This is a genomic window from Microbulbifer halophilus (genome assembly GCF_026183675.1).
In the GTDB taxonomy this organism is placed as follows: domain Bacteria; phylum Pseudomonadota; class Gammaproteobacteria; order Pseudomonadales; family Cellvibrionaceae; genus Microbulbifer; species Microbulbifer halophilus.
Map to the genome: position 1 here is coordinate 82,043 of NZ_JAPIVK010000019.1, position 12,035 is coordinate 94,077.

11 protein-coding genes are annotated in these 12,035 nt (G+C 63.5%); 7 read left to right on the forward strand and 4 right to left on the reverse strand.

Annotated elements, in window-relative coordinates; all coding sequences use genetic code 11:
* Window positions 1-119: 119 nt before the first annotated feature.
* From infA to trxB, 4 genes are all read right to left on the reverse strand, one after another.
* Window positions 120-338, reverse strand: coding sequence for a translation initiation factor IF-1 (infA, locus tag OQE62_RS11665; protein WP_265722213.1), 219 nt, complete (start codon window positions 336-338; stop codon window positions 120-122).
* 152 nt (window positions 339-490) lie between these two features.
* A complete protein-coding gene (locus OQE62_RS11670) occupies window positions 491-1,210 on the reverse strand; it encodes an arginyltransferase (RefSeq protein WP_265722214.1) in 720 nt (239 codons plus the stop codon).
* The gene (gene aat, locus OQE62_RS11675) at window positions 1,203-1,922 is read right to left on the reverse strand and encodes a leucyl/phenylalanyl-tRNA--protein transferase (protein WP_265722215.1); all 720 of its coding nucleotides are present in this window, start codon (window positions 1,920-1,922) and stop codon (window positions 1,203-1,205) included. Before aat ends, OQE62_RS11670 begins: the two co-directional genes overlap by 8 nt.
* Window positions 1,923-2,248: 326 nt before the next feature.
* The gene (gene trxB, locus OQE62_RS11680; protein ID WP_265722216.1) at window positions 2,249-3,193 is read right to left on the reverse strand and encodes a thioredoxin-disulfide reductase; all 945 of its coding nucleotides are present in this window, start codon (window positions 3,191-3,193) and stop codon (window positions 2,249-2,251) included.
* 404 nt (window positions 3,194-3,597) lie between these two features.
* Here trxB and OQE62_RS11685 point away from each other — a divergent pair, with 404 nt between their 5' ends.
* From OQE62_RS11685 to OQE62_RS11715, 7 genes are all read left to right on the forward strand, one after another.
* The gene (locus OQE62_RS11685) at window positions 3,598-5,937 is read left to right on the forward strand and encodes a DNA translocase FtsK (protein ID WP_265722217.1); all 2,340 of its coding nucleotides are present in this window, start codon (window positions 3,598-3,600) and stop codon (window positions 5,935-5,937) included.
* Between the two features lie 156 nt (window positions 5,938-6,093).
* Window positions 6,094-6,705: an outer membrane lipoprotein chaperone LolA gene (gene lolA, locus OQE62_RS11690; protein ID WP_265722218.1), complete on the forward strand. Its 612-nt coding sequence runs from the start codon at window positions 6,094-6,096 to the stop codon at window positions 6,703-6,705.
* Window positions 6,698-8,050 (forward strand): replication-associated recombination protein A, encoded by a 1,353-nt coding sequence (locus tag OQE62_RS11695; RefSeq protein ID WP_265722219.1) that lies wholly within the window; start codon window positions 6,698-6,700, stop codon window positions 8,048-8,050. Before lolA ends, OQE62_RS11695 begins: the two co-directional genes overlap by 8 nt.
* Before the next feature lie 240 nt (window positions 8,051-8,290).
* Window positions 8,291-8,665: a fluoride efflux transporter CrcB gene (gene crcB / locus OQE62_RS11700; protein ID WP_265722220.1), complete on the forward strand. Its 375-nt coding sequence runs from the start codon at window positions 8,291-8,293 to the stop codon at window positions 8,663-8,665.
* A gap of 50 nt (window positions 8,666-8,715) precedes the next feature.
* Window positions 8,716-10,005 carry a serine--tRNA ligase gene (gene serS, locus OQE62_RS11705; RefSeq protein ID WP_265722221.1) on the forward strand — a complete coding sequence of 430 codons (1,290 nt, stop codon included), beginning with the start codon at window positions 8,716-8,718 and terminating at the stop codon, window positions 10,003-10,005.
* Window positions 10,006-10,097: 92 nt separating this feature from the next.
* Window positions 10,098-11,486, forward strand: a complete 1,389-nt coding sequence (gene cysG, locus OQE62_RS11710) for a siroheme synthase CysG (RefSeq protein WP_265722222.1) — start codon at window positions 10,098-10,100, stop codon at window positions 11,484-11,486.
* A gap of 160 nt (window positions 11,487-11,646) precedes the next feature.
* On the forward strand, window positions 11,647-11,910 hold the full coding sequence (locus tag OQE62_RS11715; protein ID WP_265722223.1) for a hypothetical protein: 264 nt from the start codon (window positions 11,647-11,649) through the stop codon (window positions 11,908-11,910).
* The last annotated feature ends 125 nt before the right edge of the window (window positions 11,911-12,035 follow it).

Consider the following 12,035-nt stretch of genomic DNA (forward strand, 5'->3'; position numbering starts at 1 on the left):
ACCGTCGGTTAGCGGCGAGCCTGTCGCAAAACGAAAAAGGCCACCTTTGCGGTGGCCTTTTTCGTTTTGTAGTCGGCGACTTTCACTGATTGTCCGCCACCGACCAACCATCACTCAGATCAACGGGCGCGATAGGTAATGCGGCCCTTGCTCAGGTCGTAGGGAGTCAGCTCCACCTTGACCTTGTCGCCGGTGAGGATGCGGATATAGTGCTTGCGCATTTTTCCGGAGATATGCGCGATCACCACGTGTCCGTTTTCCAGCTTTACGCGGAAAGTGGTATTGGGCAGGGTGTCGATCACCTCGCCTTCCATTTCAATGTAATCGTCTTTTGCCATGCGGCAGTAACCTTCAACTTAAAACTTGTTCTGATCTTTGCCCGGCACTCTTTCCCGATGACAGGAGGCCGCGACGCAACGGGCGTGCATTTTGCACGAAAATCCACGATAGAGCAAAGTAGAGAGCCGCAAACGGCGGTCCGGCCCGGTTTTCAGGGGCGCTCGAGTGTCCAGCGGTGGTCCCGCAGCAGCTCGGTGGGCTTGAACTGGGTCTTGTAGGCCATCTTCTGGCATTCCTCGATCCAGTAGCCCAGATACAGGCTGGGCAGCCCCAGGCGGCGCGCCCACTCGATCTGGTAGAGGATGCAGTAGCTTCCCAGGCTGCGCCGGTCTTCGTCCGGGTCGAAAAAAGTATAGATGGCGGACAGGCCGGCGGTGAGCAGATCCGTCACCGCCACAGCCACCAGGCGGCCGCGCGCGCGGAAATCGATATAGCGGGTGCTGCCCCAGGCGGCATTCAGGAAGTTGCGGTACTGGTCGCGGCTGGGCGGGTACATCTCCCCGTCGGCGTGGCGCCGCTCGATATAGCGGGCGTAGAGCTCGTAGTGTTCATCGGTATCGATGGTGTCGACGTGGAAGATGTCCAGGTCGCGGTTGCGGCGCCAGCACCGCCGCTGATTGCGGTTCGGCACAAACAGCCCCACCGGCAGCCGCGCCGGCACACAGGCGTTGCAGGCGGCGCACTGGGGCCGGTAGAGGTAGCTGCCACTGCGGCGGAACCCCAGTTCCGACAGGCGGCTGTAGAGGCGCTGGTCGATGGGGGTCTGGGGGTCGACGAATACGGTGGTGGCCTCCCTGTCCGGCAGGTAGCCGCAGGGGTGGGGCAGGGTGGCCAGCAGGCGCACGGAATCCAGTTGAGAGTATTTACCCATAGCTCCAGGCCATTTCCCACGGCTGCGGGAAGGGCGGCTGTTGCAGCCCGGTTTCCAGCAGGCGTTCGAAATCCTCGCGCGGTACCTCCACCGCCCCCAGGCTGCTCAGGTGAGGATTGCTAACCTGGCAGTCGATCATCGGGCAGCCCCACAATTCTAACTGCCGCACCAGGTGGACAAAAGCGACTTTGGACGCATCCGTGACCCGGTGGAACATGGATTCGCCGAAGAATATCCGCCCCTGGGCGATACCGTAGAGGCCGCCGGCCAGTTCGCCCTCCCGCCACACCTCGACCGAGTGGGCGTGCCCGAGGCGGTGCATCTCCCGGTAGGCGTCGGCCATCTCGTCGGTGATCCAGGTGCCCGCCTGGTCGGTCCGCGGGCCCCGGCAGGCTTCTATCACCTCGCCGAATGCGCGGTCGAAAGTCACCCGGAAGTTTCCCCGGCGCAGGACCTTGCGCATGGTACGGCCGATACGGAACTGGCCCGGCAGCACAACACAGCGGGGCGAGGGGCTCCACCAGAGAATCGGTTGGTCGTCGGAATACCAGGGGAAGATACCGCGGCGGTAGGCGGCCAGCAGCCAGTCGGGGGACAGGTCGCCGCCGATGGCCAGCAGGCCGTCGGGGTCTTTCAGGGCGAACCGGGTGGGCGGAAACCCGATGGTTTCCGGGTCGAGGAGGGTGAGGTGGCCGTCGTTGGTTCCGGTCATGGGGCTGGTGCCGGTAAGCGAGTTGTGGGGCGGCCCCGCTGCCGGTAGCATTTTGCGGGACACGCTGTAAATACATCCCTGTACGCTCGTAATCGACATCCCTGTCTCATACGGTCCCGCAAAATGCTACCGGCAGCGGGGCCTTCGCATTGGGCTTCAATGGTTTTCCGAACCTGGACTGTAGGAGCCTGCTTGCAGGCGAAATGAACAGGGGCTCCAATCCTTCGCCTGCAAGCAGGCTCCTACAGCGACAAGGGTGCGCCGTGCGCACCATTGGCCGGGCGGGCCTGCGGCCCGCAAGCCGAGCTGAGGCTCGGCGCTCCCGGCTACTGCGCGTCCAGGAACCGTTCCGCATCCAGCGCCGCCATACAGCCGGTACCGGCGGAGGTTACCGCCTGGCGGTAGATATGGTCGGACACGTCGCCGGCGGCGAAGACGCCCGGAATGGATGTCTGGGTAGCGTTGCCGTTCAGGCCGCTGTGCACAATGATATAGCCGCCGTTCATCTCCAGCTGGCCCTGGAAGATATCCGTGTTGGGCTTGTGGCCGATGGCGATAAACACGCCGGAGACGTCCAGCTCCGTGGTGGAGTCGTCCTGGGTGTTGCGCAGGCGCGCGCCAGTCACGCCGTTATCGTCGCCCAGTACCTCGTCGAGGGTGTGGTGCCAGCGGACCTTGATATTGCCGTTCTCGACCTTGTGCATCAGGCGGTCCTGCAGGATCTTCTCCGCGCGCAGTTCGTCGCGGCGGTGGATCAGGGTCACCTCGCTGGCGATATTGGACAGGTATAGCGCTTCCTCCACCGCCGTGTTGCCGCCGCCCACGACCGCCACTTTCTGGTCCCGGTAGAAGAAACCGTCACAGGTGGCGCAGGCGCTGACGCCGCGCCCCTGGAAGGCCTCTTCGGAGGGCAGGCCCAGGTACTGGGCGGAGGCGCCGGTGGAGATGATCAGCGAGTCGCAGGTGTAGGTCTCGTTGCCTTTCAGGGTGAAAGGGCGGTTCTTCAGATCCACGGACTCGATATGGTCGAAGATGATCTCGGTGTCGAAGCGTTCCGCGTGCTGCTGCATCTGCACCATCAGGTCCGGCCCCTGCAGTTCGGCGACGCCCCCGGGCCAGTTTTCCACGTCGGTGGTGGTAGTCAGTTGGCCACCCTGCTGCATACCGGTGATCACTACCGGGTTGAGGTTTGCACGGGCCGCGTAGATCGCTGCAGTGTAACCGGCCGGGCCGGAACCGAGGATAATCAGTCGATGATGGTTGTTACTCATGAAACGCTCTTAAAACAGGTGATTGAAAAACAGTGTACTCAGCACCGAGGCTGCTGCCCCGCTTGGCCAGATTTTGATCGGTCGAGGCTATCAGGTTGCGCGATATCATAGGCGAAGCCCGGGGGGCGACGAAATAGCCTGAGCCTATTTGTTTCATTGGGAGCCGCTATCCCACCCTTTGCAGGGGCCGGCAGCCAGGGTTCGACAAAGCTCCAACTACTTCTCATATTTTGTTAAGACAATGTTCTATATTGTTGATTTAATTGAACTAATAGATAGTTAAAGTAATCTCTTAAAGGTGGCTCTGGTAGCATTTCCATGCCGTCTGTAGTACACAGTCGACAGCCGCAGGCAACGCCGCCAGCTCGAGAAGAGACAAGCAACACCAATACCGAGGTAAGCCATTGAAGGCCGATAGCGCGACAGACAACACCGCCGATGACGACGGCGGCCTGCCCGACTCCCTGATTGCCCGCGTACTCCGCGAGGGCGCGCTGATTGCGCTGCTGGCGGGAGCGCTGCTGCTCGCCATCAGCCTGATGAGCTACTTCCCGCAGGACCCGGGCTGGTCCCACACCGGGCGGGGCGGCGATGTGCACAATGCCATCGGCCCCACCGGCGCCTGGCTGGCGGATGTCTGTCTTTCCCTGCTGGGCTGGATGGCCTACGTCTTCCCGCTGCTGATCGGCTGGCGCGCCTTCCGTATCCTGCGCGACCGCAATGCCCGCTTTCACGGGCCGCTGTTCGCACTGCGGGTCTTCGGCCTGGGCCTGCTGCTGGTCACCGGCGCCGCCATCGCCACCCTCTGTTTCAGCCAGGCCGCCGACCCCTTGCCCTTCTCCAACGGTGGCATCATCGGTGCCGCGGTGTCCGCCGTAGCCGAGAAGAGCCTCGGCTACGTGGGCGCCACTATCCTGCTGCTGGCGCTCTTCGCCATCGGCATCACCGTGTTTACCGGGCTCTCCTGGCTGAAACTGGCCGACGCCATCGGCCGCAATATCCTCGGCTTCTTCGCCTGGTTGGGTAGCCGCCTGGAGCGAGCCCGCCACCAGCGCGCCGAAAAGCGCGCGGCCCGGGAGGCGGTGGTCGTGCGCAAGGCGGCAGTGGAGGAGGAGAAGCAGCGCACCGCCAAGCGGCTGCCGCCAAAGATCGAGCCTTCGCCGCCCAAACCCAAGCAGAGCCCGCGCGCGGCCAAGGAGAAACAGGGTGAGCTGTTCAAGGGGCCCGTGACCGGGACCCTGCCGCCGCTGGAGCTGCTGGACCCGCCGGAAAAGAACAAGAAAGACGGTTTCTCCCGCGAGTCCCTGGAGGCGCTGTCGCGCCTGCTGGAGCTGAAGCTCAAGGACTTCGGCGTGGTGGCCGAAGTGGTCTCGGTGCTGCCGGGCCCGGTGGTGACCCGTTTCGAGATACAGCCGGCGCCGGGGGTCAAGGTGAGCAAGATCACCAACCTGGCCAAGGACCTGGCGCGCTCGCTGGCGGTGATCAGCGTGCGGGTGGTGGAGGTGATCCCCGGCAAATCTGTCGTGGGCATCGAGATTCCCAACGAAAACCGCCAGATGGTGCGTCTCACCGAGGTGCTGAACGCCGATGTCTACGACAACGCCAAGTCCTCCGTGACCCTGGCGCTGGGCCACGATATCGCCGGCACGCCGATGGTGGCGGATCTCGCCAAGATGCCGCACCTGCTGGTGGCCGGTACCACCGGTTCCGGTAAATCGGTGGGCATCAATGTGATGCTGCTGTCGCTGCTGTACAAGTCCACACCGGAAGAGGTGCGGCTGATCCTGGTGGACCCGAAGATGCTCGAACTGTCGGTCTACGAGGGCATTCCGCACCTGCTGACACCGGTGATCACAGACATGAACGACGCCGCCAACGGCCTGCGCTGGTGTGTGGGCGAGATGGAGCGCCGCTACAAGCTGATGGCGGCCATGGGCGTGCGCAACCTGGCCGGCTTCAACCGCAAGGTGCGCGAGGCCCGCGACGCCGGCGAGCCGCTGCCGGATCCGCTGTGGCAGCCGGACCCCATGTCCAGTGTGCCGGAGGAAGAGCAGACGGCGCCGCATCTGGAGCCGCTGCCGGCCATCGTCGTGGTGATCGACGAATTCGCCGACATGATGATGATCGTCGGCAAGAAGGTGGAGCAGTTGATCGCCCGTATCGCGCAGAAGGCCCGCGCCGCCGGTATCCACCTGCTGCTGGCCACCCAGCGCCCGTCGGTGGACGTGATCACCGGCCTGATCAAGGCCAACGTGCCCACGCGCATCGCCTTCCAGGTCTCCTCCAAGGTGGATTCCCGCACCATTCTCGACCAGGGTGGCGCTGAGCAACTGCTGGGCCACGGCGATATGCTCTACCTGCCCCCGGGCAGCGGCGTGCCGGTGCGGGTACACGGCGCCTTCGTGGACGACCACGAGGTACACAAGGTGGTGGCCGACTGGAGCCGCCGCGGCGAACCCGACTATATCGACGGCATCGTCGACGACAGCAACAACAGCATCCCGGTACCGGGCATGCAGACCGAGGGCGGCGAGGACGACGACCCGGAGACCGACGCCCTCTACGACGAGGCGGTGGCCTTCGTCACCAAGTCGCGCAAGGCCTCGATTTCCTCGGTACAGCGCCAGCTGCGTATCGGCTACAATCGCGCCGCGCGCATCATCGACGCCATGGAGGCCGCCGGCGTTGTGTCCCCCGCGGGTCACAACGGCACCCGCGAGGTACTGGCGCCACCGCCGGCCTGATGCCGGAGTAGAGGGGCAGGGCGCACCGCGTGCCTGCTTCCCGTGTAGGTTCGTGTGAGCGCAGCGAAAGACTACGGATAAGGACAAATCCGGTTCAGCCAGGCTTCACCTCCGGACAGCTAGCCTTATAGGAAATCCCCAGACTGGAATCCCGCTATGAAGAATTTTCTGCGCAATACACTGCTGGCTTTCGCGATTGGCGCCAGCGGCGCCTGGGCCGATGCCACCGACGAGCTGAGCCAATTGCTGCAGCCGCTGGAATCCCTGTCCGGCAAATTCCGGCAGACCCTGACCGACGAGCGCGGCGAAGTGCTGCAGAAAAGCAGCGGCGACTTCTCCGTGCAGCGCCCGGGCAAGCTCCGCTGGAAGACCGGCGAGCCGTTCCCGCAACTGCTGGTCACCAACAACAAGCAACTGTGGCTCTACGACCCGGACCTGGAACAGGTAACCATCCGCCCGGTAGACGACCGCATCAAGGAAACCCCGGCACTGCTGCTTGGCGGCGAGGTGGAGGAGATCCGCAGCTCCTTCAATGTCAGCAGCGAGAAGGGCGCCTACCACCTGACCCCCAAGCGCGCCGAGGCGCCGTTCAAGACCATGGAAATCCGCTTCGGCGACGACGGCATGCCGTCTGCGATGACCGTGCGCGACAGCATGGGCCAGATCACCGATATCGAGTTCAGCGGCATGACCGCCAACCCGGAACTCTCCGCCGCAATCTTCAACTTCGAGCCACCCGCCGGGACCGATGTAATAAAAGATGAGTGACCTCTTCCAGTCCGCCCCGACACACCAGCCCCTGGCCGCGCGTATGCGGCCCGAAACCCTGGCCCAGTACATGGGCCAGACGCATTTATTGGGGCCCGGAAAACCGCTGCGCGAGGCGGTGGAGCGCGGCCAGTTGCACTCCATGGTGCTCTGGGGGCCGCCCGGTGTCGGCAAGACCACCTTTGCACGGTTGCTGGCCAAGGAGTGCGACGCACGCTTCGCCACGCTGTCCGCCGTGCTCGCCGGGGTAAAGGAGATCCGCCAGGCCGTGGCGGAGGCCGAGCAGCACAACGCCCAATTCGGCCGTGGCACCATCCTGTTCGTGGACGAGGTGCACCGTTTCAACAAGGCCCAGCAGGACGCCTTTCTGCCCTATGTGGAGGAGGGCACTGTCACCTTTGTCGGTGCCACTACGGAAAACCCCGCCTTCGAACTCAACAACGCGCTGCTGTCCCGCTGCCGCGTCTACCTGCTGCGCAGTCTCGATGAAGAAGAGTTACTGGGCCTGCTGGAGCGCGCCTTGCAGTCCGACGATGAACTGAAGGCGCGGAAATTCGACATCGCCGACGGCGTACTGGCCGAGATTGCCCGCGCCGCCGATGGCGATGCCCGCGGCGCCCTCAACCTGCTGGAAATCGCCTGCGACCTGTCGCGCGAGGAAAGTGGAGAGAAAGGCGGCAGCCTGGTGATCGACGAAGCGGTACTGGCGGAAGTGCTGAGCGCCGATGTGCGCCGCTTCGACAAGGGTGGCGACTACTTCTACGACCAGATCTCCGCTATGCACAAATCGGTGCGCGGCTCGGATCCGGACGCGGCCCTCTACTGGTTTGCGCGCATGCTCGACGGCGGCTGCGACCCGCTGTATATCGCGCGCCGCACCGTGCGCATGGCCAGTGAAGAGATCGGCAACGCCGACCCGCGCGCATTGCCGCTGGCCCTCAATGCCTGGGATGTACAGGAGCGCCTCGGCAGCCCCGAGGGCGAACTCGCCATCGCCCAGGCGATCGCCTACCTGGCCGTTGCCGCCAAGAGCAACGCCGTCTACAGCGCCTATAACCGGGTGCTGGCTGATGTGCGCCGGGATCCCAGCTACGAGGTCCCCATCCACCTGCGCAACGCGCCCACCAAGCTCGCCAAGAGCATGGCCCACGGTGCCGAATACCGCTACGCCCACGATGAAGCGGACGCCTTCGCCGCCGGCGAGAACTATTTCCCCGAAGAGATCGCCGAACGCCGCTACTACCACCCGGTACCCCGCGGACTGGAGCTGAAGATCGGCGAGAAACTGGAGACATTGCGCCGGCTGAATCGGGAGAGTGATCGGCAGCGGTATAAGAATGGCTAGTAACTCAAGCTTCGGGGGTCAGTTCAGGGAGCTGGAACGGGGTGCGCCTTTCTGGGACACGCCGTCAATACGTCCCTGTAGGCTTGTCCGCGAGGTGTCCCGGCCGCTCCAGGTATTCACGGCGCCTTCGGCCCCTCTCGCAGACAGTCCCAGAAAGGCGCACCCCGCTCCAGCTTGTGCCACCCACAGGCACCAAGAACCCCGAAACTTGAGTAGTAACCGGCAGAAAGGAGAAGCGGCGTGCAGTGGTTGGCAATAGCATTCGGCGGTGCCATAGGAGCGATTCTTCGCCACCTGATTACGGTCTGGTCCTACCCGGCATTCAACGGCAAGTTTCCACTGGGCACACTGATCGTCAATGTGCTCGGCTCCTGCCTGATCGGTATCGCCTATGTGACCATCGCCCAGCGCGCCATGCTGGGCGAAGAGCTGCGCCTGATGCTGATGACGGGCCTGTGCGGCGCGCTGACCACTTTTTCCACTTTCTCGCTGGATACCCTGATCTTGTGGCACAATGGCCAGCCCCTGACGGCACTGGCCTACGTGGCTCTCAGCCTGGTTCTGTGCCTCGGCGCCACCGCCACCACCGTGGCGCTGCTTATGAAGTTTTTTTAACCGACCGGACTCCGCCCCGCGGTGGAGGACCCAGCAGTAAGAACAACGAGATGCTCGACCCCAAACTGATTCGAACGCAAATGGACCAGGTGGCCGCGGCCCTGAAAAAGCGCGGCGTGGAACTGGACACGGTAAAACTCGAAAAACTCGAGGAGCGCCGCAAGGAACTGCAGGTACGCACCGAGACCCTGCAGAGTGAGCGCAACAGCAAGTCGAAGAATATCGGCCGCGCCAAGGCGGCGGGCGAGGATATCGCGCCGCTGCTGAAAGAGGTGGAGTCCCTGGGCAGTGAGCTGGATCAGGCCAAGAGCGCACTGGGCGAGCTGCAGGTCGAGCTGGACGAAATCCTCTACGCGATTCCCAACCTGCCGGATGAATCCGTACCGGAAGGCGAGAGCGAGGACGACAACGTCGAAGTGCGCCGCTGGGGCCAGCCGCGTGCGTTCAGTTTCAAGGTCCAGGATCACGTGGACCTTGGCGCGAAGCTGGGTGGGCTGGATTTCGAGATGGCCACCAAGCTCACCGGCTCCCGCTTCGCGGTGATGAGCGGGCAGATAGCCAAACTGCACCGCGCGCTGGCGCAGTTCATGCTCGACACCCATATCGAGGAGCACGGCTACCGCGAGGCCAATGTACCGGTGATCGTCAACACCGATTCCCTCTACGGTACTTCGCAGTTGCCCAAGTTCGAGGAAGACCTGTTCAAGCTCAACGACGAGCGCGACTTCTACCTGATTCCCACCGCGGAAGTGCCGCTGACCAATTTCTACCGCGACGAAATCGTCGAGGACGCGGACTCCCTGCCGCACCGCTTTGTCGCCCACACTACCTGCTTCCGCTCCGAGGCCGGTTCCCACGGCCGCGATACCCGCGGCATGATCCGCCAGCACCAGTTCGAGAAAGTGGAGCTGGTCTGGGCCACCCGGCCGGACCAGTCGGAAGAAGCACTGGAGACCCTGACACAGAATGCGGAAACCATCCTGCAGAAACTGGAATTGCCTTACCGCACGGTTATCCTCTGTGGTGGCGATATCGGTTTTGCCGCGCGCAAGACCTACGATATCGAGGTCTGGATTCCGTCCCAGGAAAAGTACCGGGAAATCTCCTCCTGCTCGCTGGTGGGCGATTTCCAGGCGCGCCGCATGAAAGCCCGCTGGCGCAACCCGGAAACCGGCAAACCCGAACTGCTGCATACCCTGAACGGCTCCGGCCTGGCAGTGGGCCGGACCCTGATCGCGGTGTTGGAAAACTACCAGCGCGAAAACGGCAGCATAGAAGTACCCGAAGCGCTGCGTCCCTATATGCGCGGCCAGGAATCGATCGACCCCGAATCTCTGTAAAGAAAGCTCCCCTCTCCCATTGGGAGAGGGGCCGGGGAGAGGGCAGCCGCCCCGCCCCCGAACCCAAACCACAGCAATAATAAGTTCCAACCGTGCGTTACCTGCCACTCGCCTTCGACCTTAAAGATCGCCCCTGCCTGCTGATAGGCGGCGGCGCCATCGCCACCCGCAAAGCGCGCCTGTTGCACAGGGCCGGCGCGCGCCTGGTAGTGGTCTCCCCGGAGATTTCCGGCGAACTGCGACAACTGGTGAAAGACAGCAAGGGCGAGTATTTCGAATCCCGCTACCATGCGGATTTTCTCGACGGCGCCGAGTTGGTGATCGCCGCCACGGAAGACGGACAGGTCAATGCGGACGTCTCCCGCGATGCCCGCGCCCAGCGTCTGCCGGTCAATGTGGTGGACTCCCCGGCGCTGTGTACCTTTACCTTCCCCGCGATCGTGGAGCGCGGACCGATTTCCATCGGTATCAGCAGCGGCGGCGCCGCGCCGGTACTGGCGCGGCGTATTCGCGCACAGTTCGAGGCGCTGTTGTCGCCGGGGATCGCCTCCCTGGCCGAACTGGCAGAGCGACTGCGCGACAGGGTGAAGGCGGTACTGCCGGAGGCCCGGCGCAAGGATTTCTGGGAGTGGGTCTTCAGTGGCCCGGTGGCCGGCAAGGTTGAAGCCGGCAAGGTCGGGGAGGGCGAAGCGGAGCTGCTACAGGCACTCGAGCAGTGGCGGGGCAGCCCGATGCCGGGCGGGGAAGTGTACCTGGTCGGCGGTGGCCCCGGCGATCCGGACCTGCTCACCTTCCGCGCGCTGCGACTGATGCAGCAGGCAGACGTGGTGCTCTACGACCGCCTGGTTTCCACCGAAGTACTCGACCTGGTGCGCCGCGACGCCGATCGTATCTACGTGGGCAAGAAGAAAGAGTTCCACTCGGTGCCCCAGGACGATATCAACCAGTTGCTGGTGGACCTGGCCCGGGAGGGCAAAAAGGTACTGCGCCTGAAGGGCGGCGATCCGTTTATCTTCGGCCGCGGCGGCGAGGAGATCGATCGCATCGCCGAGGCCGGTATTCCCTTTCAGGTGGTGCCGGGCATCACCGCCGCCTCCGGCTGTTCCACCTACGCCGGTATTCCGTTGACCCATCGGGATCACGCCCAGTCGGTGCGTTTTATTACCGGTCATCTGAAGGAGGGCGAACTGGTGTTGCCGTGGAAAGAGCTGGCAGTGCCGGGGCAGACGCTGGTTTTTTACATGGGGCTCACCGGCCTGTCGACCATCTGTGGTCAGTTGATGATGCACGGCCTGCCGCCCAAGACGCCCGCTGCGCTGATAGAAAAGGGCACCACCCGCGAACAGCGCGTGGTGGTGGGCGACCTGACCACGCTGCCGCAACTGGCGGTGGACGAGCAGGTGGAGGCACCGGCGTTGACGATTATTGGCGGTGTCGTGAGTCTGCACCAGAAGTTGCACTGGTATCGCGACAGTAAATAGCTGACAGACGGGAGAGCCTGCGGCTCTCTTGCCGAGGTAGGGCTCGGCGTTCCCGGCCGACGGTCGCCGGGATCGACCCGGTTCCCGGGTCGCCCATTCGCAAGCATCTATACTGAAACTGGCTTCAGGTTGATGGCAGTTTGCGAGCGGTGGGCTATATATGTTGTTGGTGTTGATCCGGTTCTATTGCACTTTGCTGGTGCGGGCTTTCCTGCCGCGGGAAAATGAAATCTGTATCCCGGATCCCCTCGACGACCACACCCGCCGTTACACGCGCGAATACCGGTTCAAGAAAAACTGGGTCAGGAATCTCTGGATCGGCGCGGCGCTTTTGATGCTGTGCTTCCCGCTGCTACCGGTGGTGCTCACCCTCGGCCTCCTGACTTCCTTTCTCTCTTTCGCCATCCTCGACGAAACCGCGTAGATTCGACTGAGCTCCGCGAAATCCAACATCGACCGGGGTAGGGTGCGCCGTGCGCACCGATACGCCTCCCCGGTGCGCGACGCACCCTTGTATCTGTCCTTGGGCTCTGGCTAGCTACCAGGGTC

Bases quoted from the DNA above. Each gene is read 5' to 3' on its own strand.
- infA (WP_265722213.1), bottom strand. From the start codon at position 338: ATGGCAAAAGACGATTACATTGAAATGGAAGGCGAGGTGATCGACACC.
- trxB (WP_265722216.1), bottom strand. From the start codon at position 3,193: ATGAGTAACAACCATCATCGACTGATTATCCTCGGTTCCGGCCCGGCC.
- OQE62_RS11695 (WP_265722219.1), top strand. From the start codon at position 6,698: ATGAGTGACCTCTTCCAGTCCGCCCCGACACACCAGCCCCTGGCCGCG.
- OQE62_RS11715 (WP_265722223.1), top strand. From the start codon at position 11,647: ATGTTGTTGGTGTTGATCCGGTTCTATTGCACTTTGCTGGTGCGGGCT.
- aat (WP_265722215.1), bottom strand. From the start codon at position 1,922: ATGACCGGAACCAACGACGGCCACCTCACCCTCCTCGACCCGGAAACC.
- lolA (WP_265722218.1), top strand. From the start codon at position 6,094: ATGAAGAATTTTCTGCGCAATACACTGCTGGCTTTCGCGATTGGCGCC.
- serS (WP_265722221.1), top strand. From the start codon at position 8,716: ATGCTCGACCCCAAACTGATTCGAACGCAAATGGACCAGGTGGCCGCG.
- OQE62_RS11670 (WP_265722214.1), bottom strand. From the start codon at position 1,210: ATGGGTAAATACTCTCAACTGGATTCCGTGCGCCTGCTGGCCACCCTG.